Origin of the sequence: Streptomyces thermocarboxydovorans, from assembly GCF_039524635.1 — a bacterium.
Taxonomy (GTDB): domain Bacteria; phylum Actinomycetota; class Actinomycetes; order Streptomycetales; family Streptomycetaceae; genus Streptomyces; species Streptomyces thermocarboxydovorans.
Genome location: NZ_BAAAGU010000013.1, coordinates 65250 through 85987, shown reverse-complemented (window position 1 = coordinate 85987; position 20738 = coordinate 65250). Strand labels below are relative to the sequence as shown.

General features: G+C 72.3%; 19 protein-coding genes. 8 read left to right on the top strand and 11 right to left on the bottom strand.

Annotated elements, in window-relative coordinates; translation table 11 throughout:
* Positions 1-89 precede the first annotated feature (89 nt).
* Positions 90-470 carry a cold-shock protein gene (locus tag ABD198_RS08475; RefSeq protein ID WP_167996215.1) on the top strand — a complete coding sequence of 127 codons (381 nt, stop codon included), beginning with the start codon at positions 90-92 and terminating at the stop codon, positions 468-470.
* Positions 471-483: 13 nt separating this feature from the next.
* Here ABD198_RS08475 and ABD198_RS08470 read toward each other — a convergent pair whose 3' ends face one another.
* The 4 genes from ABD198_RS08470 to ABD198_RS08455 form a co-directional block, all read right to left on the bottom strand.
* Positions 484-1347, bottom strand: coding sequence for a 1,4-dihydroxy-6-naphtoate synthase (locus ABD198_RS08470; protein WP_343999109.1), 864 nt, complete (start codon positions 1345-1347; stop codon positions 484-486).
* 49 nt (positions 1348-1396) lie between these two features.
* Complete coding sequence (locus tag ABD198_RS08465; protein WP_343999037.1) at positions 1397-2146, bottom strand: futalosine hydrolase; 750 nt, start codon at positions 2144-2146, stop codon at positions 1397-1399.
* Entirely contained in the window at positions 2116-2568 is a 453-nt protein-coding gene (locus tag ABD198_RS08460) for a DUF2771 domain-containing protein (protein ID WP_343999107.1), read from the bottom strand. The genes ABD198_RS08465 and ABD198_RS08460 overlap by 31 nt, the downstream gene beginning before the upstream one ends.
* Positions 2569-2653: 85 nt before the next feature.
* Positions 2654-4063 (bottom strand): MFS transporter, encoded by a 1410-nt coding sequence (locus ABD198_RS08455; RefSeq protein WP_343999035.1) that lies wholly within the window; start codon positions 4061-4063, stop codon positions 2654-2656.
* Positions 4064-4389: 326 nt separating this feature from the next.
* Here ABD198_RS08455 and ABD198_RS08450 point away from each other — a divergent pair, with 326 nt between their 5' ends.
* Entirely contained in the window at positions 4390-5310 is a 921-nt protein-coding gene (locus ABD198_RS08450) for a DUF3027 domain-containing protein (RefSeq protein ID WP_343999034.1), read from the top strand.
* Positions 5311-5337: 27 nt separating this feature from the next.
* Here ABD198_RS08450 and ABD198_RS08445 read toward each other — a convergent pair whose 3' ends face one another.
* On the bottom strand, positions 5338-6210 hold the full coding sequence (locus ABD198_RS08445) for a hypothetical protein (RefSeq protein WP_343999032.1): 873 nt from the start codon (positions 6208-6210) through the stop codon (positions 5338-5340).
* 254 nt (positions 6211-6464) lie between these two features.
* Between ABD198_RS08445 and ABD198_RS08440 the strand changes: the two genes are divergently transcribed.
* Positions 6465-9596 carry a sacsin N-terminal ATP-binding-like domain-containing protein gene (locus ABD198_RS08440; protein ID WP_343999030.1) on the top strand — a complete coding sequence of 1044 codons (3132 nt, stop codon included), beginning with the start codon at positions 6465-6467 and terminating at the stop codon, positions 9594-9596.
* A gap of 56 nt (positions 9597-9652) precedes the next feature.
* Here the strand turns inward: ABD198_RS08440 and ABD198_RS08435 are convergent, their stop codons facing one another.
* The gene (locus tag ABD198_RS08435) at positions 9653-12052 is read right to left on the bottom strand and encodes an HAD-IC family P-type ATPase (protein ID WP_343999027.1); all 2400 of its coding nucleotides are present in this window, start codon (positions 12050-12052) and stop codon (positions 9653-9655) included.
* Between the two features lie 132 nt (positions 12053-12184).
* Positions 12185-12463, bottom strand: coding sequence for a DUF2530 domain-containing protein (locus tag ABD198_RS08430; protein ID WP_343999025.1), 279 nt, complete (start codon positions 12461-12463; stop codon positions 12185-12187).
* 151 nt (positions 12464-12614) lie between these two features.
* Here ABD198_RS08430 and ABD198_RS08425 point away from each other — a divergent pair, with 151 nt between their 5' ends.
* Positions 12615-14066, top strand: a complete 1452-nt coding sequence (locus ABD198_RS08425) for an NCS2 family permease (RefSeq protein WP_343999023.1) — start codon at positions 12615-12617, stop codon at positions 14064-14066.
* 34 nt (positions 14067-14100) lie between these two features.
* On the opposite strand, the gene ABD198_RS08420 is transcribed toward ABD198_RS08425, so the two are convergent.
* Positions 14101-14283 carry a ribbon-helix-helix protein, CopG family gene (locus ABD198_RS08420; RefSeq protein WP_343999021.1) on the bottom strand — a complete coding sequence of 61 codons (183 nt, stop codon included), beginning with the start codon at positions 14281-14283 and terminating at the stop codon, positions 14101-14103.
* A 156-nt stretch (positions 14284-14439) separates the two neighbouring features.
* Here ABD198_RS08420 and ABD198_RS08415 point away from each other — a divergent pair, with 156 nt between their 5' ends.
* Together ABD198_RS08415 and ABD198_RS08410 are read left to right on the top strand one after the other, a co-directional pair.
* Positions 14440-14877, top strand: coding sequence for a MarR family winged helix-turn-helix transcriptional regulator (locus tag ABD198_RS08415; RefSeq protein ID WP_343999019.1), 438 nt, complete (start codon positions 14440-14442; stop codon positions 14875-14877).
* A gap of 28 nt (positions 14878-14905) precedes the next feature.
* Positions 14906-16267 (top strand): MFS transporter, encoded by a 1362-nt coding sequence (locus ABD198_RS08410; protein ID WP_343999016.1) that lies wholly within the window; start codon positions 14906-14908, stop codon positions 16265-16267.
* A gap of 28 nt (positions 16268-16295) precedes the next feature.
* Here the strand turns inward: ABD198_RS08410 and ABD198_RS08405 are convergent, their stop codons facing one another.
* Positions 16296-16883 (bottom strand): Uma2 family endonuclease, encoded by a 588-nt coding sequence (locus tag ABD198_RS08405; RefSeq protein WP_343999014.1) that lies wholly within the window; start codon positions 16881-16883, stop codon positions 16296-16298.
* Positions 16884-16978: 95 nt separating this feature from the next.
* Here ABD198_RS08405 and thpR point away from each other — a divergent pair, with 95 nt between their 5' ends.
* Entirely contained in the window at positions 16979-17551 is a 573-nt protein-coding gene (gene thpR, locus ABD198_RS08400; RefSeq protein WP_343999012.1) for an RNA 2',3'-cyclic phosphodiesterase, read from the top strand.
* Positions 17552-17696: 145 nt separating this feature from the next.
* Here the strand turns inward: thpR and ABD198_RS08395 are convergent, their stop codons facing one another.
* Both ABD198_RS08395 and ABD198_RS08390 read right to left on the bottom strand, forming a co-directional pair.
* Positions 17697-18689 (bottom strand): aldo/keto reductase, encoded by a 993-nt coding sequence (locus ABD198_RS08395; protein ID WP_343999010.1) that lies wholly within the window; start codon positions 18687-18689, stop codon positions 17697-17699.
* Between the two features lie 124 nt (positions 18690-18813).
* A complete protein-coding gene (locus ABD198_RS08390; protein ID WP_343999008.1) occupies positions 18814-19515 on the bottom strand; it encodes an SGNH/GDSL hydrolase family protein in 702 nt (233 codons plus the stop codon).
* Between the two features lie 89 nt (positions 19516-19604).
* On the opposite strand from ABD198_RS08390, the gene ABD198_RS08385 reads away from it, so the two are divergent.
* Entirely contained in the window at positions 19605-20603 is a 999-nt protein-coding gene (locus ABD198_RS08385) for a WD40 repeat domain-containing protein (RefSeq protein ID WP_343999006.1), read from the top strand.
* Positions 20604-20738 lie beyond the last annotated feature (135 nt).

The window sequence follows — 20738 nt, the reverse complement described above, 5'->3', positions numbered from 1 at the left end:
TGGTACCGGCGGGTCACCAGGCCCGCCCGAGTGCTATCAAGAGCAGTTTCAGAAGCAGTTTTCCGACGAGTACGAGGACGAGGACAGACGTGCCTACCGGCAAGGTCAAGTGGTTCAACAGCGAGAAGGGCTTCGGCTTTCTCTCCCGTGACGACGGCGGCGACGTCTTCGTGCATTCCTCGGTCCTCCCCGCCGGAGTCGAGACACTCAAGCCGGGGCAGCGCGTGGAGTTCGGCGTGGTCGCCGGGCAGCGCGGCGACCAGGCCCTGTCCCTGACGCTCCTGGAGACCCCGTCGGTCGCGGCGGCCCAGCGCAAGAAGCCCGACGAGCTGGCCTCCATCGTCCAGGACCTGACGACGCTCCTGGAGAACATCACCCCGATGCTGGAGCGGGGCCGCTACCCCGACAAGGCGGCCGGCAAGAAGATCGCCGGCCTGCTGCGCGCGGTCGCCGACCAGCTGGACGTCTGAGGTTCGGGTCGGTCTACGGGAAGCGCAGGGCGTCCGGGCCGAGGGGCGGGACCAGTCCCTCGGCCGCCGCACGGGTGAGCAGCCCCCGCACGGCCGCGTAGCCGTCCTCGCCGAGCGCCGCGGTGAACTCGTTCACATACAGCCCGATGTGCTGGTCGGCGACGGCCGGGTCCATCTCCTGGGCGTGCTCCATCACGTACGGGCGGGAGGCGGCCGGGTCGTCCCAGGCCATCCGGACCGAGGTGCGGATGGCGTCGGCGAGCCGCGTCAGCACCTCCGCGCCCAGCGACCGCCTGGCGATGATCGCGCCGAGCGGGATCGGCAGCCCGGTGGTGTGCTCCCAGTGCTCGCCCATGTCGGCGAGCTTGTGCAGGCCGTAGTTCTGGTAGGTGAAGCGCGCCTCGTGGATGACGAGCCCCGCGTCGACCTTGCCGTCCCGGACGGCCGGCATGATCTCGTGGAACGGCATCACCACGATCCGGCCCACCCCGTCCGGCAGCACGTCCGCCGCCCACAGCCGGAACAGCAGATACGCCGTGGACTTCTCGCTAGGCACGGCGACGGTGCCGCTCGCGAGGTCCGCCCCCGGCTCCCGGGTCAGCACCAGCGGCCCGCAGCCGCGGCCCAGCGCGCCCCCGCAGGGCAGCAGCGCGTAGTCGTCCAGGACGTACGGCAGCACCGCGTACGACACCTTCAGCACGTCGGACTCGCCGCGCTCGGCCATGCCGTTGGTGATGTCGATGTCGGCGAAGGTGACGTCCAGCTCGGGCGCGCCGGGGACGCGGCCGTGGGCGAGGGCGTCGAAGACGAAGGTGTCGTTGGGGCAGGGCGAGTACGCGATCCGCAGCCGCTGCCGCTCGTGCTGCTCACCGCTCATGCGGGGCCGCTCGTGCTGCTCACCGCTCATGCGCTGCCGCTGGTGCTGTTCACTGCTCATGCGGGTTCCAACTCTGCAGGACGGGCGCAAGCTTCCCGAAGCCCTCGGTGAGGGCGCTCAGGGCGTCGCCGATGCGCCAGGCGGCGCGGTCGCGCGGGCCGACGGGGTTCGACACCGCCCGCAGCTCCAGCACCGGCACGCCGTGCGCGGCGGCGGCCTCCGCGACCCCGAAGCCCTCCATCGCCTCGGCCAGCGCCCGCGGGTGGCGGGAGCGCAGCTCGTCGGCGCGGGCGGCGGTGCCGGTCACCGTGGAGACGGTCAGGACGGTGCCGGTGAGCGCGCCAATCGCGGCGGCGGCGACCCGCACCAGGGCGGCCGGCGGGCGGTGGGTGACGGTGCCGAAGCCGAGGCCGGTCACCGGCACGAAGCCCTCGGCGGTCTCGGCGCCCAGGTCGGCGGCGGTGATCTCGTCGGCGAGGACGAGGGAGCCGAGCGGTGCCCGCGGGGCGAAGCCGCCGGCGATCCCGGCGGAGATCACCAGGGCGTAGGGGCGGCCGTCCAGCGCTGCGGCGGTGAGCGCCGCGGCGGTGGAGGCGGCGGCGAGCGCGGGGCCGACCCCGGCGGCGAGGAGGTCGGGGCCGCCGCCGACCCGGTGCAGGGCCGCACCGGGCAGCGCGCTCTCGCGCACCTGCCCCGGGAACGCCCGGGCCACCGCGTCCCGTTCGGCGGGGACCGCGGTGGCCACGAGGATGCGTGCGGACGACGTGATCAGGCGTCCTTCTTCAGGCGGAAGGACCACAGGCCGGTGGCGTCGGTCTCGCCCTCCTTGACCGACACGAGGGTCGAGTCGCCCTGGGCGCCGTACTGCTCGTTGAAGAACACGCTGCCGGGGATGGTCCGGTACGTCTTCGTGCTGGAGTCGGTCAGCGGGCGGCCGTTCATCAGGATCGTCCAGCCCTCGTCGGCGATGTCCGGGTCCACACCGAAGCGCACGGTGGCGTCCGGGTCGACCTTGATCTCCTCGACGCCCTTGTCCTTCAGGCACTTGTTGATGTCGTCGGGCCTGAGCGTCGCACCCTCGCCGCCGCAGGTGGCCTCGGAGCTCACCGAGGAGTCGCCCACGGTGATCGTGGCCAGCGGCGTGGGCTTGTCACAGGCCGACAGGACGAGCAGTCCGGCGGATACGGCGCCGGCGGCGGCGACAGCGCGGCGGCGTCGCACAGCGGATTGCAACCTGGTCATGGCACGAAGGCTATAGGGCGCATCCGGTCCGCTTCCCACGCGGGGGTGCGGCGTGGCCGGAGCGTTACGCCACTCGCGCCCGCCGGGCACCCCCGTGCCGGGCCGAACCGATCAGCGCCCGGACGGTGAGCAGCCAGCCGGTGCCGACGATCCCCGCGCCGACCGCCAGGCCCAGCGGCCCGATCAGCGGCATGACGATGCCGATGGCGCCGCCCAGCACCCACGACATCTGCAGCAGCGTCTCGGAGCGGGCGAACGCCGAGGTGCGCACCAGCTCCGGCACGTCCCGCTGGATCAGCGCGTCCAGCGACAGCTTGGCCAGCGCCTGCGCGAACCCGGCGATCGCGGCGAGACAGGCGACCAGGAACGCGCCGAAGAACGCCGCGGCGATGACGGCGGCGCCCGCCACACAGGCCACCACCGTCACGATGATGATCTCCGGGGCGCGGGATCTCAGCCAGGCGCCGACCGCCGTGCCCAGCGCGTTGCCGGTGCCGGCCGCCACGCCCACTATCCCCAGCGACACGGCGGCGCTCTGACCGGTCATCGGATGCTCGCGCAGCAGGAACGCCAGGAAGAAGATCAGGAAGCCGGTGAGGCAGCGGATGGAGGCGTTGGCGCCGAGCGCGTTGATGACGGCCGGGCCGACCGTGCGCAGCCCCGGCCGCTTGACCGGCTTCAGGTGCGGCCCGTGCAGATGCTGGGCGTCCGCGGCGAGCAGGGCGGTGTCCTCGCCCTTCGCGGAGTCCACCTTCGGCGGCAGGGTGAAGGACAGCACCGTCCCCACGACGAAGATCACAAACGCGCCGTACAGCGGCCAGCGGGGCCCGATCTGCTGCAGCCCGGCGCCGATCGGCGCGGCGATCCCGGTGGCCAGCAGCCCGCCGAGGGTGACCCGCGAGTTCGCCTTGACCAGGGAGAACGTGGGCGGCAGCAGCCTCGGCACCACCGCGCTCCTGACCACCCCGTACGCCTTGGAGGCGACCAGCACGCCGAGCGCCGCCGGATACAGCTGCAGACTGCCGCTGACGACCGCACCGGACAGCACCAGCGCGAGCAGCGCCCGGGCGAGCATCGCGCCGGCCATCGCCGCGCGGCGGCCGTGCGGCAGCCGGTCCAGCAGCGGGCCGACGACGGGGGCGAGCAGGGTGAAGGGCAGCATGGTGATGGCGAGGTAGAGGGCGACCCGCCCGCGGGCCTCGTCCGTCGGCACGGAGAAGAAGACGGTCGACGCGAGCGCCACGGTGATCATCACGTCGCCGGCGCCGTTCACGCCGTGCAGCTCGATCAGCTTGCCGAGGCCGGACTCCCCGGCGCCGTGCGCATGGGTGGCCTTGCGGATCCCGCGTGCGGCTCCGGTGAACGGGAGATGCAGCGCGCGGCCGACCGCACGGAGACGGCCCGCCCGCCTTCCCTTGACCCCTTTCGGCCCACCGCTCCCGGTGGCGCCCCGGGGTGTCCTCGCGGTAGCCACGACGCCATAGTGCCCCGAGAAGCGGCTCCCTGGTGCCCCATCGGCCAGGACGCGGCGGCGGTGCGGCTGTCCGGCGCAACGGCGACGGCGGCTTACGGCGGCCGGCGGCGTGCCGGGCGGCGCGCGGACGCCGAGATCAACCGTCGGTGTAGGCCCAGCGGACGCGAGAAGGTAGCGTGCGTATCTCAGCCATCCCGCAGAATGGATGGAGGCGCGCCCGAGCACGATTCGGCGCGGACGTCGACGCGGTCCACCGGTCCGCTCCGTCCGCCCCCCCGCGCTTGAGCGGCGCACTCGTGAGACGGCGTAGGAGAGAAGCGATACCTGTGAGCGCAGCAACGCGAAGCCGGACCCCCGACCGTCTGTGCGCCGAGGCGGTCGACCTCGCGCGCGCCGCAGCCGAGGAAGCCGCCGCGCCCGGGGTCGTGGGCGAGCACGAGGGTTTCGTCTCCGAGGGCGACCGGGTCGTCACGCACTTCTTCGAGTGCAAGGAACTCGGCTATCGCGGCTGGCGCTGGGCCGTCACCGTCGCCCGCGCCTCCCGCGCCAGGATCGTCACGGTGGACGAGGCGGTGCTGCTGCCCGGCCCCGACGCGCTGCTCGCACCCGAGTGGGTGCCGTGGAGCGAGCGGCTGCGCCCCGGGGACCTCGGCCCCGGCGACCTGCTCCCCACCGACGCGGAGGACCTGCGGCTCGAGCCCGGCTACACGGGCGCGGACGAGGTCCCGCCGAACTCGGTGCTCTCCGAGGAGATCGCCGACCTGGCCGAGGCGGAGGACGCGGAGGTCACCCCGGGCACGCCCGCGCACCAGCCCGCCCCGGCGCGCGGCTCGATCGCCGCGGTCGCCGAGGAACTGGGCCTGGGCCGCGCCCGCGTCCTGTCCCGCTACGGCCTGCACAGCGCGGCGGACCGCTGGGAGGAGGCGTTCGGCCCCAAGACCCCGATGGCCCAGGCGGCCCCCGCCTCCTGCGTCAGCTGCGGCTTCCTCGTCCCCATCGGCGGCTCCCTCGGCCAGGCCTTCGGCATCTGCGCCAACGAGTACTCCCCGGCCGACGGCCGCGTGGTCTCCCTCGCCTACGGCTGCGGCGGCCACTCCGAGGCGGCGGTCATGCCGAAGCCCCCGCGCCCGGCCCCGCCGGTCATCGACGAGACGCGAGTCGACCCCTTCCCCCTCCGCCCGTCCCCCGACTCCGGCTCCGTCCCCCCCACGGAGGACGAGGACTCGGCGGAACTGGGGCACTCGTAGAGCGGGCGGTCACTCAGGGGCGGGGGGTCACTCGTCTCCGAAGATCTGCTCTGCCTCGGTCGCGATCACTGCTCGGGCGAGCCATTGGCGCAGGATCTCGGGGTCGTGGCATTCCAGGACACGGCTGCGTACGGCGTCGGGGATGTCGAGGCCGCGCTGCTCGAGGACAAGCAGAACGTCTTGGGCGCCTCTGTGGATCTCGCCCTCAGTGCGGATCTCCTCGGCGATGTACGACTTGTAGAAGGAGAGGTCCACGGCCACCAGGTTCCTCCAGAGATCCTTGGCCGGGCTTCTTGCCAGGCCTTGAGCGGTGAATTCGATGATGGGATCCGCGACGGCTTCCGGCGCGTCCTGCAACGCGGCGGACAGGGCCTTCAGTATCCCATTGACGGCCGGTTCGGCGGCGTGAGTGATGGCCGCCAGGCTGGCCAGGACGAGATCGGCGCGGGCTTCCTCCGGGTCGGTGATGACCGGCATGTTGTGCGGGCCGGCGACCAGGGGCCGCAGCGTGAGCGTGGGCACCTGGGCGGGCCCGCTGCTGACCTGCTGCCCGGCCCACTTGGCGGTGGAGTGGTCCTGGCAGACCACCAGGAGAGCGGTGGGCAGCCGGTACTTCGTCCACAGGTATGAGAAGTAGTAGGCCCAGCTCGCCTGCTTCTCCGGGTGTTTCTTCCCCTGGGCCTCGACGGCCAGGAGGAAGGCTCCTTGCTCGGCGGTCTCCAGGCGCAGCAGCGTGTCCACCCGCCGTTCGACGGGGCCGGCCTCGGTGAGGTCGGTCGGGAGGATCGCGGCGCCCACCGGGGGTGGCATGTCGACACCCAGGAAGCGCGAGACACGGCTGGAGAGGCCGGGGTCGTGCTGGAAGATGCGGTGCATCGCCTCGTGCGGCGGACTGACCATGCGCTTCCTTGCTCCTTGCATATGCCAGGGGGAACTCGCGGCGAGCGTAGGGGAGTTGTCAGGCCCGGCGTGCGGGTGATCGCCGGAGGTTCACCCGTGCGAGTGAGCGGTGATCACCGGGCCCGGCGGCGACCAGGGCCGACCCGGCACGGGTGCTCGCCCGCCGGCCTGCGCTGCGGATCTTGGTGGGTGTGGTCGTCGGGGCGGTACCTTCGACCACACGCGCCGATGTGGGCCCCGGAGGAGAGATCAACGTGAGCATGTTCGTGCGGCCCGCCGCAGAGGGGACCGATCCGTTCGGGACGGCCCGGTTGCGGCGAGGGGTGCTGGACGCCTGGGCCACCAGCCCCGCGCGGTTCCGGGAGGACGCCAACGCCGAGGAGGACCTGGTCCTCGGCGGCTACCGGGACCGGCTCGTCGTCGAGCTCGCGCAGAACGCCGCCGACGCCGCCGCCCGCGCCGGGGTGCCGGGCCGGCTCCGGCTGACCCTGCGGGACGGGGTGCTGGTCGCCGCCAACACCGGCGCCCCGCTGGACGCCGCCGGAGTCGAGTCGCTGTCCACCCTGCGCGCCTCCGCCAAGCGGGACGAGCCGGAGCGGGCCGTGGGACGGTTCGGCGTCGGCTTCGCCGCCGTACTCGCCGTCTCCGACGAGCCCGCCGTCGTCGGCCGGCACGGCGGTGTGCGCTGGTCCCTCGCCGAGGCGCGGGAACTGGCCCAGGAGACCGCCCGGCACAGCCCCGGCCTCGGCGACGAGATCCGGCGCCGCGACGGACATGTGCCCCTGCTGCGGCTGCCCTTCGCCGCCGAGGGCACCCCGCCCGCCCCGTACGACACCGCCGTCATCCTGCCGCTGCGCGACGCCGCGGCCGCCGACCTCGCCGAGCGGCTGCTGCACGCCGTCGACGACGCGCTGCTGCTCACCCTGCCCGGCCTCGAGGAGGTCGTCGTCGAGACCGGCGACGACCAGCCCCGCACGCTGCGGCGGCGCGCCGAGGCCGGCCTCACCGTCGTGGAGGACTCGCGGGACGGGACCACCCGGTGGCGCACCGCCACCGCGCACGGCCCGATCGCCCCCGAACTGCTCGCCGACCGGCCCGTCGAGGAGCGGCTGCGCCCTCACTGGTCGGTGACCTGGGCCGTCCCCGCCGACCGCGACGGCAGCCCCGGCCGCCCCCGCACCAGCCCCGTCCTGCACGCCCCCACGCCCAGCGACGAGCCGCTCGGCGTCCCGGCCCTGCTCATCGCCTCCTTCCCGCTCGACTCCACCCGGCGGCACGCCGCCCCCGGCCCGCTCACCGACTTCCTCGTCGAGCGCGCCGCCGACGCCTACGCCGAACTCCTCGCCGAGTGGCGGCCCGTGACCACCGGGATCATCGACCTGGTGCCCGGCCCGCTCGGCAAGGGAGAGCTGGACGGGGCGCTGCGCCGGGCGATCCTGGAGCGGCTGCCGCGCACCGCGTTCCTGCCGCCGGCCGTCCCGCCCGGCGAGGGGGGCGACGACGGCGAGCTGCCGGAGGCGCTGCGGCCGCGGGACGCCGAGATCGTCGAGGGCGCGGGCTCCGAGACCGTACGGGTGCTGGCTCAGGTGCTGCCGACGCTGCTGCCCGCCGGTCTGGAGCGGCGGGTCGAGCTGCGCACGCTCGGCGTCGCCCGCATCCCGCTCACCGACGCGATCGACCGGCTCGCCGGCCTGGAGAAGGCCCCCGACTGGTGGCGGCGTCTCTACGAGAGCCTCGCCGGCCTCGACCCCGACCGGCTGTCCGGGCTGCCGGTGCCACTGGCCGACGGACGCACCACCATCGGGCCGCGGCAGGTGTTGCTGCCGGGCCCGGACGCCGCGCGGATCGACCCGGAGGTGCTGGGCCGGCTCGGCCTCAAGGTCGCCCACCCGGACGCCGCGCACCCCCTGCTGGAGAAGCTCGGCGCGCTCCCGGCGACCCCGCGCGCCGTGCTCACCACCCCGCAGGTGCGGGCCGCCGTCGCCGCCTCGCTGGACGACGAGGGGCCGCTGAACTGGGAGGAGGACGGCCTCGACGCCGAGGAACTCGCCGACACCGTGCTCGGCCTGGTGCGCGACGCCGGCCTGGAACCCGGCGACGAGCCCTGGCTGGGCGCCCTGGCGCTGCCCGACGAGGACGGCGAGCTGTCCCCCGCCTGCGAACTGGTCTTCCCCGGCGGCCCCTTCGCCTCCGTGATGCGCGAGGGCGAACTCGCCGCCGTCGACGCCGAGCTGGCCGAACGGTGGGGCGAGCAGCCGCTGGCCGCCTGCGGCGTCCTGGTCAACTTCACCCTGATCCGCGCCACCGACGTCGTCCTCGACCCCGACGAACTCGAACCGCGCGAGGGCGACTACCCCGAACCGGACGACGCGGGACTGCTGGACGCGGTGGACGTGTGGTGCGAGGACATCCTCGACCGCTTCCCCGACACACCCGTGCCGCCGGTCGCCACCGAGATCGTCGCCGTCCGCGACCTGGACCTGGTCGACGACGACCAGTGGCCCCGCGCCCTCGCCCTGCTGTCCCGCCCGCCGCTGCGGGACGCGATCACCCAGCCGGTGCGGATCCTGCTGCCGGACGGCACCCACGAGGTCGTACGGCCCTACACCGCCTGGTGGCTGCGCGGCCACCCCGTGCTCGACGGACGCCGCCCGGCCGGCCTGCGCGCCGCCGGCGGCGACCCGCTGCTGCGCGGGCTCTACGACGAGGCCGACGCGACCGGCTTCGACGACGCGCAGGTGCTGCGCGCGCTGGGCGTGCGCACCTCCGTGTCGGCCCTGCTCGACGAGCCGGGCGGCGCGGCCGAACTGCTGGACCGCCTCGCCGACCCCGACCGCCAGGTCACCGCACCCCAACTGCACGCCCTGTACACCGCGCTGGCCGAACTGGACCCCGAGCAGGTGACCCTGCCGGACGAGCTGCGCGCGGTCGTCGACGGGGACGTGCGGGTCGTGGACGCGGCCGACGCGGTGGTCGTCGACTCGCCCGACCTGCTCCCCTTCACCGAGGGCGTCCCCCTCCTCCCGGTCCGCCCCACCCGCGCCGCCGGACTCGCCGAACTCTTCCAGGTGCGCCGCCTGAGCGAGTCCGTCACCGGCGAGGTGCACAGCAAGGGCACGGAACACGAGGTCCCGGATTCCGTACGCGTCCTGCTCGGCCCGCGCACCCCCTCCTCCTACGTCGAGCACGAGGAACTCGTCGTCGACGGCATCGAGATCGACTGGCGCCTCACCGACGACGGCGTCGTCCACGCCGCCACCCTCGAGGGCGTCGCCGCAGGCCTCGCCTGGGCAGCCGGCCAGTGGCCCCGCCGCTTCGAGGTGGCAGCCCTCCTGGAGGACCCGTCCCGCACGGAGGAACTGGCCCGGGACCGCTGGTTCGACTGAGCCCACGATGATCGTGCCGAGCGGCGTCGCAGGGGGCTGCCCGAGCCCGGAACACGTCAGGCAGGGAAGCGGCGGTCCACCCACTTCCACACGAACTCCAGGGTGACCGCCGCCACGACCGCCACGCCCACCGCGATCCACGGCAGCGTCATGCCGACCAGCTTCAGGGCGAAGAACTCCTGCAGCCACGGCACCGCCAGCACCAGCAGGAAGGCTCCCGCCATCGCCGCGACCAGGGCGATGCGCCACCAGGTGTAGGGGCGGGCGATGACCGCCAGGACCCAGATGGAGATCAGGAAGAGGGTCAGGGTCGCCGCGCTGGTCTCCGCCTCCAGGGCGCCATCGGCGGAGTAGTGGGCGCGGGCCAGCAGGTACGTCGCGAAGGTGGCGAGCGCGGCCAGCGCTCCGCCGGGGATGGCATACCGCATGACCCGGCGGACGAAGTGGGGGCGGGCCCGCTCACGGTTGGGGGCGAGGGCCAGGAAGAACGCCGGGACGCCGATGGTCAGCGTGGACAGCAGGGTCAGATGGCGGGGCAGGAACGGGTACTCCACCTGCGAGCAGACCACCAGGATGGCCAGCAGCACCGAGTACACCGTCTTCACCAGGAACAGCGTCGCCACCCGCGTGATGTTGCCGATGACCCGGCGGCCCTCCGCCACCACCGACGGCAGCGTGGCGAAGCTGTTGTTCAGCAGCACGATCTGCGCGACGGCCCGGGTCGCCTCCGAGCCCGAGCCCATCGCCACGCCGATGTCCGCGTCCTTCAGCGCCAGCACGTCGTTCACGCCGTCGCCGGTCATCGCCACGGTGTGCCCGTGCGACTGGAGCGCGCCCACCATGTTCCGCTTCTGCTGCGGGGTGACCCGGCCGAAGACGGTCGCCTCGTCCAGCGCCTCGGCCATCTCGTCCCGGTCGGCGGGCAGCCGGCGCGCGTCGACCGTCGTGCCCTCCAGGCCGAGCTTCGAGGCGACCGCCCCGACCGACACCGCGTTGTCGCCGGAGACGACCTTGGCGCGGACGTTCTGCTCCTCGAAGTAGCGCAGGGTGTCGGCGGCGTCCGGGCGCAGCCGCTGCTCCAGCACCACCAGCGCGGCCGGCCGGGCGCCCTCGGCGACGTCCTCGGCGGACAGGGCCCGGTCGGTGCGGGCCAGCAGCAGCACCCGCAGCCCCTGCCGGTTGAGGCGGTCGGTGTCCTTCAGCGCGGGGTGGCCGGCGGCCAGCAGGACGTCGGGCGCCCCGAGCAGCCAGGTCACGGTCCCGCCGCGGCCGCCGTCCTCCTCGAGCACGGCCCCGCTGTACTTGCGGGCGGAGGAGAAGGGCAGCGCCTCGGTGCAGCGCCGGCCGCCGGCCGCCGGGTACCGGTCGATAATCGCCTGGAGGGAGGCGTTGGGGCGGGGGTCGGCGGCGCCGAGCGCCCCGAGCACCCGGTGGACGTACGGCTCCTCGTACCCGTCGAAGACCCGCAGCTCGGTGACGTCCATGCCGCCCTCGGTCAGGGTGCCGGTCTTGTCCAGGCACACCATGTCGACCCGGGCCAGCCCCTCGATGGCGGGCAGCTCCTGCACCAGGCACTGCTTGCGGCCGAGCCGGATCACACCGATCGCGAAGGCGATGGAGGTGAGCAGCACCAGCCCTTCCGGGACCATCGGCACGATGCCGCCGACGGTGCGGGCGATGGAGTCCTTCAGCTCGTTGTCCTTCACCACCAGCTGGCTGATGATCAGGCCGATCGCGGTCGGGATCATCATCCACGTCACGTACTTGAGGATCGTGGAGATGCCCGAGCGCAGCTCGGAGTGGACCAGGGTGAAGCGGGAGGCCTCCTCGGCGAGCTGCGCCGCGTACGCCGCGCGGCCCACCTCGGTCGCCTGGAAGGCGCCGCCGCCCGCGACCACGAAGCTTCCGGACAGCACCTGGTCGCCGGGCCGCTTGACCACCGGGTCGGCCTCGCCGGTGAGCAGCGACTCGTCGATCTCCAGCACGTCCGTCTCGACGCACACCCCGTCGACGACGATCTTGTCGCCCGGCCCGATCTCTATGAGGTCGTCGAGCACGATCTCGGACGTGCTGACCTCGGTGGCCGTCCCGTCCCTGCGCACCGTGGGCCGCACCTCGCCGATCAGCGCGAGCGAGTCGAGGGTCTTCTTCGCCCGCCACTCCTGCACGATGCCGATGCCGGTGTTGGCGAGGATCACGAAGCCGAACAGGCTGTCCTGGATGGGCGCGACCGCCAGCATGATCACCCAGAGCACGCCGATGATCGCGTTGAAGCGGGTGAAGACGTTGGCGCGGACGATGTCGGTCAGCGACCGGCTGCTGCGCACCGGTACGTCGTTGACCTGGCCGCGGGCCACCCGCTCGGCGACCTCGGCGGAGGTCAGTCCGGTCGCCGGGGTGGTGCGGACGCCGGGTCGCGCGACGTCGGCCTGGGTGCCCGCGTCGAGATGCGTCATGCATTCGACGGTACGTGCGGATGGGGGCATTCACCCGCCGGAGGCGCGGAGTTCAGACCACGGTAGGACGGGCCTCGGGGCCTTGTCGTGCCGTGGTCGTACGACGGGGGCGGGCGGTGGTCCGACGGGCAGTCACGAGGAGGCGGACTGCTGCTCCTCCTGCGCGCGCTTGATCGCGGCATCCCGCTTGCGCACGTACCAGATGCCGATCAGCCCGAGTCCGCCGCCGGCCAGGCAGGTCCACAGCCACCAGGTGTGGCCGTGCTCTTCGAACCACCCGTAGAAGGGCAGCTGCACCAGGAAGAGGACGAACCAGACGATCGTGCCGCCGACGACGGTGCCGACGACCGGCCCCTCCAGGGGCTCCGGCGCCTCGTGCCTGATCGGGGGTCCCGAGAAAAGCCCTGCCATGAGCGACAGCTTACGGGGCCTGGTCCTCTACGCGAGTAGATGGATTTGCGGCCGCCATATGTTCATACTGAATCCGTTTGTCTCTGACCGCTTCTGTTCGTAGGAAACACCAAAGGGTCTTGGGGGAGGCCCGCTGGTGATGAGGTCCCGCATGTCCACCTCGGCCCCCGCCAAGGCCCCCAGCCCCGACCAGCCGGGGTCCGGCCCGGCGTCCGGAGCGCTCGACCGCTTCTTCAAGATCTCCGAACGCGGCAGCACCCTCGCCCGCGAGGTCCGCGGCGGTTTCGCCACCTTCTTCGCGATGGCCTACATCATCGTGCTGAACCCGATCATCCTGGGCAGCGCGAAGGACATGTACGGCCACCAGCTGGACAACGGCCAGCTGGTCACCGCGACCGCGCTGACCGCGGCGTTCACCACGCTGCTGATGGGCGTCATCGGCAACGTCCCGATCGCGCTGGCCGCGGGGCTCGGCGTGAACTCGGTCGTCGCGCTCCAGCTCGCCCCGCGGATGTCCTGGCCGGACGCCATGGGCATGGTGGTGCTGGCCGGTTTCGTGGTGATGCTGCTGGTCGCCACCGGTCTGCGCGAGCGCGTGATGAACGCCGTGCCCTACGGGCTGCGCAAGGCCATCGCGATCGGTATCGGCCTGTTCATCATGCTGATCGGCCTGGTGGACGCCGGCTTCGTCTCCCGCATCCCCGACGCCGCCCAGACCACCGTCCCGCTGCAGCTCGGCGCGGACGGTCACCTCAACGGCTGGCCGGTGCTGGTCTTCGTGCTCGGCGCGCTGCTCACGCTGGCGCTGATCGTGCGCCGGGTGCCGGGCGCGATCCTGCTGTCGATCGTGGCGATGACGGTCGTCGCCATGATCATCAACGCCGTCGCCGACATCCCCTCCTGGGGTCTGACCAGCCCGGTCTGGCCCGGCAACCCGGTGGCCACCCCCGACTTCGGCCTGATCGGCGAGGTCAGCCTGTTCGGCGGGTTCGGCAAGGTCGGGGTGCTGACCGGCGTGCTGTTCGTCTTCACCGTGCTGCTGTCGTGCTTCTTCGACGCGATGGGCACGATCATGGGCGTCTCCGACGAGGCCAGGCTGACCGACGGCGAGGGCCAGATGCCCGGCATCAACAAGGTGCTCTTCGTCGACGGCATCGCGGTCGCCGCGGGCGGCGCCAGCTCGGCCTCGGCCACCACCTGCTTCGTGGAGTCCACCGCCGGTGTCGGCGAGGGCGCGCGCACCGGCTTCGCCAATGTGATCACCGGTGCGCTGTTCGCCGTGGCGCTGTTCCTCACGCCGGTCGCCACCATGGTCCCGTCGCAGGCGGCCACGCCCGCGCTGGTCGCGGTGGGCTTCCTGATCCTGGCGGGGTCGGTCAAGGAGATCGACTGGGCGGACTACACGATCGCCGTCCCGGCCTTCGTGACGATGCTGATGATGCCGTTCACCTACTCGATCACCAACGGCATCGGGATGGGCTTCATCACCTTCGTGGTGCTGCGCCTGGCGGTCGGGCGCGGCCGGGAGGTCCCGCCGGCGATGTACGTGGTGGCGGCGGTGTTCGCCTTCTACTACCTGATGCCGGCACTGGGCCTGACCTGACCGGCGGGGTCCCCGCCCGCGCCCTCGGAGGGGCTCAGGTGACCCCGTAGAACTTCTCCGTCTCCTCGACGGCGGCCTGGAACCGCTGGTCGAAGTCATCGCGCATGAGCGTCCGGACGACATAGTCCTGGACGCTCATGCCGCGTTTGGCGGCATGCTCCTTGAGTCGTTCGAGCAGTTCGTGGTCTATGCGGAGGCTGAGCACTTCGGTCCCCATGGCTCATGAGCGTTGCCGCACCCTTCGGTGCGATGTGTCAGGTTCCGTTGAAGGATCACCCGTATGAGTGATCCGGTGTATGAGTGGCGGTCGTCACGGGCATCCATGGACTTCTCCGGTGGTCCTTAGCCAGGGTAATGACATAACCTAAACAACATGCCGGACCTCAGCCATGGCGACGACGCGGCCGCCGTGAACGCACTCCGATCCGCCGTGATGCGGCTGTCCCGTCGGCTCAAGCACCAGCGGGTCGACGAGTCGCTCAGCCCCACCGAGATGTCGGTGCTCGGCACCCTGGCCCGCTGCGGCAGCGCCACCCCGGGCGAGCTCGCCCGCAAGGAACACGTCCAGCCGCCGTCGATGACCCGCATCGTGGCGCTGCTGGAGTCCAAGGGGCTGGTCCGGCTGGAGCCACATCCGGACGACCGGCGCCAGAAGGTCGTGACGCAGACCGAGCGGGCAGAGGCGATGCTCGAGGAGAGCCGCCGCAAGCGCAACGCCTTCCTGGCCTCCCTGGTGGAGGAGCTCGACGAGGAGGAGTGGGCCAAGCTGCGCGTCGCGGCCCCGGTGCTGGAGAAGCTGGCGCACCTGTAGGACGTCGATTCGCGAGGAGGCGAACCTTTTGAGTACGGGACCCGGAGCACCTTCCGCCCCCGCACCGGACACCCACGAACCCGCCCGCGAGACCACCCCCCGCAAGACGTCGATGTTCTCCTCGCTGAGGATCAGGAACTACCGCCTGTTCTTCCTGGGCCAGGTCGTCTCCAACATCGGCACCTGGATGCAGCGCATCGCCCAGGACTGGCTGGTGCTCAGCCTCACCGGCTCCTCCGCCGCCGTCGGCATCACCACCGCCCTGCAGTTCCTGCCGATGCTGCTGTTCGGCCTGTACGGCGGCGTGCTCGTCGACCGCCTGCGCAAGCGCCCCACGCTTCTCGTCACCCAGTCCGCGATGGCGCTCACCGCGATCGCGCTCGCCGTCCTCACCCTGACCGGGCAGGTGCAGGTCTGGCACGTCTACGTCGCCGCCTGCGCCGTCGGCCTGGCCACCGTGGTCGACAACCCGGCCCGCCAGTCCTTCGTCTCCGAGCTGGTCGGCCCCCGCCGGCTGCAGAACGCGGTCAGCCTGAACTCCGCGAACTTCCAGTCCGCCCGTCTGGTCGGCCCCGCCGTCGCCGGCCTGCTGATCACCGGGGTCGGCACGGGCTGGGCGTTCCTCCTCAACGGCCTGTCCTTCGTGGCGCCGCTCACCGGTCTGCTGCTGATGCGCTCCCGCGAGCTGCACGCCGTGGAGCGCGCGCCGCGCGGCAAGGGCCAGCTGCGCGAGGGCCTGCGCTATGTGGCCGGCCGGCCCGAGCTGATCTGGCCCATCGTGCTGATCGGCTTCATCGGCACCTTCGCCTTCAACTTCCCCGTCTACCTCTCCGCCTTCGCCGACGACGTCTTCCACGGGGACGCGGGCGTCTACAGCATGTTCAACACGCTGATGGCGGTCGGCTCGCTGGCCGGCGCCCTGCTCGCCGCCCGCCGCGGCACGGCCCGGCTGCGCCTGCTGATCCTGGCCGCGCTGGCCTTCGGCACGCTGGAGATCCTCGCCGCGGCCGCCCCCGAGCTGTGGATGTTCGCCCTGCTGATGATCCCGATCGGCCTGTTCGCGATGACGGTCAACGTCACCACGAACACCTCCATCCAGACGTCCACCGACCCGGCCGTCCGGGGCCGCGTCATGGCCCTCTACATGATGGTCTTCCTCGGCGGCTCCCCGGTCGGCGCGCCCGTCGTCGGCTGGCTCACCGACACCTACGGCGCCCGCATCGGCTTCGCCGCGGGCGGCGCCGTCGCCATCACCGCCGCCGCCGTCATCGGCCTGATCCTGGCCCGCGTAGGCAACCTCCGCCTCACCATCGGCTGGCACGACGGCCACCCCCACATCCGCTTCGTCCCGAGGGAGCAGCGCGAGGAGGAGCTGGCCCGGGCGGTGTAGCGGACGGGTGGCCGACCGGGCGCGCCGGTCAGTCGCGGGGGAAGTCGTCGGTCTTGAGGACGAGGCCGACGGGGGTGTCGGTGAGGTCGATGCCGACGCCGAAGCCGAAGCTGACGCTGCTGTGGTACTTGCCGTCCTGCGGCAGGGTGTGCAGGTGCCATTCACCGGCGTACGGGTCGACGATCAGATACACGGGGACGCCGGCCGCCGCGTAGGTGTCCTTCTTGGGCCCGTAGTCGTTGGACGCGGTGTCCTTGGAGATGACTTCGGCGACGAACTCGACGTCCTCATGGCGCCAGAGGCCCTTGGCGTCCTTCTGAGCGCCTTCCGCCAGCGCCACGATGTCGGAGGCGAAACCGTTGAGGCGGCCCGGGTAGTCCATGCGGACATCGGACTTGACGCGTTTGCGCGGATACTTGGTCCGCAGCTGGTCGTAGATGTCCGCGATGATGTCCCAGTGGGTGTCCCGCTGCGGCGTCATGAAAATGTGCCCCCCGACGATCTCGGCCTTGTAACCCTCGGGGACGGGCATCCTCTCCAGCCACTCGAACATCATGTCGAGCGTGAGTTCGTCGCCGCTCTCGGCCATCTCGATCCTGTCATCAAGGACGGTCATCGTGGCGCTCCTCCCCGGCTGGCCGCTCGATGCGTACAGCCGCGCAGTACAACGATACGCACGGTGACCGGGTCATCCGGGGCAGACTGGCCCCCATGAGACTGTTCGCTGCCGTGTTGCCGCCCGAGGACGTCGTCGCGGAGCTTGCGGCGGAGGTGGCGGCGCTGAAGACGCTGCCGGGAGCCGACGGGCTGCGGTGGACCGGGCAGCCGGGGTGGCACTTCACGCTGGCCTTCTACGGGGAGGTCGACGACGAGCTGGTGCCCGCGCTGACCGAGCGGCTCGGGCGGGCCGCGTCCCGTACGGAGCCGTTCGCGCTGGCGCTCGGCGGCGGGGGTCAGTTCGGGCGCGGGAGGGCCCTGTGGGCCGGGGCGGACGGCGATGTGCGGGCCCTCGGGGTGCTCGCCGGGCGGGCCGAGGCGGCGGCGCGCAAGGCGGGCATCGACATGGGGGAGCACCGCCGGTACAAGCCGCATCTGACGGTGGCCCGCAGCCGGGACGGCATCGACGCCCGGCCCTTCGTCGCGCGGCTGCGCGCGTTCCGCAGCCGTACCTGGACCGTGGCGGAGCTGGCGCTGGTGCGCAGCAACCTGCCGGTGAGCGGGGTGCCGGGCGAGCAGCCCCGCTACGAGGCGGTCGCGCGCCGGGCGCTCGGGGCCGCCGGATAGGCTCGAAGGCGTGGACCCGAAGACCCGTAACCGGATCATGGCCGGTGCGCTCGTGCTGATGTTCGTCGTGGTGGCGCTGGCGGCGGTGCTCGGAAAGTAGCACCGCCGCCGGCTGCCGTGTGCGGGAAACTCCCGGTCCCGGCCGCTACCAGGCGAAGGCCTCCGGGGACGGGCCCGGGCCGGGGAAGATCTCGTCCAGGCCGGCCAGCAGTTCCTCGCTCAGCTCCAGCTCCGCCGCCCGCAGCGCGGATGTCAGCTGCTCCGCGGTGCGCGGGCCGACGATCGGGCCGGTGACGCCGGGGCGGGTGAGCAGCCAGGCCAGGGCCAGCTCGCCGGGCTCCAGGCCGTGCTTGTCGGCCAGGTCCTCGTACGCCTGGATCTTCGCGCGGGCGGCCGGGTCCTGCAGCGTCTCCGCGGCGCGCCCGGAGGCCCGCCGGCCGCCCTCGGCCTGCTTCTTCAGCACCCCGCCCAGCAGTCCGCCGTGCAGCGGCGACCAGGGGATCACCCCGAGCCCGTAGTCCTGCGCGGCCGGGATGACCTCCATCTCGGCGCGCCGCTCGTAGAGGTTGTACAGGCACTGCTCGCTGACCAGGCCGATGGTGCCGCCGCGGCGGGCGGCGAGCTCGTTGGCCTGGGCGATCTTGTAGCCGGGGAAGTTGGAGGAGCCGACGTAGATGATCTTGCCCTGCTGGATCAGGACGTCGATGGCCTGCCAGATCTCCTCGAACGGGGTGGCCCGGTCGATGTGGTGGAACTGGTAGAGGTCGATGTGATCCGTCTGGAGCCGCTTGAGGCTGGCGTCCACGGCCCGGCGGATGTTGACCGCGGAGAGCTTGTCGTGGTTGGGCCAGACCTCGCCGTCGGTGCCCATGTTCCCGTACACCTTGGTGGCGATGACGACCTTGTCGCGCCGGCCGCCGCCCTTGGCGAACCAGTTGCCGATGATGCTCTCGGTGCGGCCCTTGTTCTCGCCCCAGCCGTAGACGTTGGCGGTGTCGAAGAAGTTGATCCCGGCGTCCAGCGCCGCGTCCATGATGGCGTGACTTTCGGCCTCGTCGGTCTGCGGACCGAAGTTCATCGTGCCGAGGACGAGTCGGCTGACCTTGAGTCCGGTGCGTCCGAGCTGCGTGTACTTCATGACCGTCCAGCCAACGTCGTGGAGTGCGCTCTAGGCAAGAGGACGCCCCGCGGCCCTCCGCCCGCCCGACTGCTCGACCCCCGTTCCGCACACCGGCGTGCTGCGCGCCATGACGGGATGCCGGTCAGCGGCCCCGGCCGCCGATGCGGTCCCGCACCTCGTAGGGGCCGCCCAGGTCCCAGCTCTGCCACATCGCGTCCGCGAAGGACGCCGCCAGCTTGTGCTCGCCGCTGGCGTTGGGATGCGTGCCGTCGTAGGTGTCGGTGTGGATGTCGTACGACGGGGCCGGGGTGGCCAGCAGGACGGGGGAGGCGGGGGTGTCCAGGTCGGCCGCGGTCTTGGCCAGGCGTTCGTTGAACTCGGTGACCTGGGCGGCGAAGGGGGCGTCCTGCTGGGCGCGGATGTTGGGGATCACCGGCAGCAGGACCATCCGGATGCCCGGGCGGGCGGCCCGCGCCTCGTCGACGAAGGTGCGGACGTTGGCCGCCGTCTGCTCGGCGTTGGTGTAGAAGCCCAGGTCGATCAGGCCGAGGGAGACCAGCAGCACGTCGGCGCGGCAGGTGCGGACCGCCTCGCCGATCAGCGGGGCCATGTGGCACCAGCCCTCGCCCCAGCCGGCCAGATGTGCCCGCGGGAAGTCGGGGTCGGCGTAGGCGTACGAGGTGGGCTCGTCCGTAGCCGGGTCGCGCAGCGTCTCGCGCGGTCCGACGAAGGTGAAGGGTCTGCCGTACGCTCCGCACAGGTGCTGCCACAGCCGGTAACGCCAGGTGTGTTCACCCGCGCTCCCGATGGTCATCGAGTCGCCTACGGGCATCAACCTGAGCACACGATCATCATGGACGAAACCGCCGGTCGCCGCGATGTGAGTCCGGCCACCAGCCCTCGCCTGGCCGCGCGGGGTGGCACTCTTGGGACATGCGCCGATCTTTCGCCCTGCTCGCCGCGGGACTTCTGGCAGGTGCCCTCTCCGTCACCGCCGTCCCCACCGCCTCCGCCGCCGGCAGCGACGACGGTGACGGCGGGTTCCAGATCAAGGATCCGCGCATCACCGAGTCCAGCGGGCTGGCCGCCTCCCGCCGCCACAAGGGCATCTACTGGACGCACAACGACCAGGACCGGGGCGCCTTCCTCTACGCCGTGGACAGCCGCACCGGCGAGACCGTCGCGACGATCACCCTGACCGGGGTGGGCACCCCGCGTGACGTCGAGGCGATCTCGATGGGCCCGGACAACCAGCTCTACGTCGGCGACATCGGCGACAACGACGGTGTGCAGTGGCCGTATGTGTGGATCTACCGGCTGCCCGAGCCGGAGGTGCTCAAGGACCAGTCGGTCCGGGCCACCCAGTACGTGGTGAAGTACTCGGACGGCAGCCGCGACGCCGAGTCGATGGTCGTGCACCCGAGGACCGGGCGCGTCTACATCATCGACAAGCAGGAGGAGGGCGGGCATCTCTACGAAGGGCCCGCCGAGTTGAGCCCCTCGGGCACCAATGTCTTCCGGCCGGTCGCCGACGTCGAGATGTGGGCGACCGACGCCGCGCTCTCGCCGGACGGTCAACAGCTCGCCGTGCGCGGGTACTTCGGCGGCGTCCTCTACGACTGGAACGGCGGGAAGCTGCGGCGCAAGGGGCGGCTGAGCGTGCCGATCCAGGGGCAGGGGGAGTCCGTCACCTACTCCGCCGACGGGTCGCGGCTGCTGTTCGGCAGCGAGGGAGAGGGCAGCGGGGTCGTGGCGCGGGAGGCCCCGGGCGGCGGTGGTGACGGCGAGGGGTCGTCCTCCGGGAAGGGGGACGCCGATGCCTCCGGTGACGGCAAGTCCGGTGGCCCGACGCTGACTTCGGGGGCGATCGCGGTGATCGCCGCGATCGCTGTACTGCTCGGGCTACGACGGCTGTTCCGCCGCCGGGGCTGAGGAGGAGTCACCGGGCGTCTGGGCTGAGGAGGAGTCGCCGGGCCCCGGCGCCGGGGAGCCGTCGGCCGCGGCCGAGCGGCGGGCGGTCACGCACATCTCCAGGCGGGGACGTAGCGGTAGAGGGACATCGTGCCG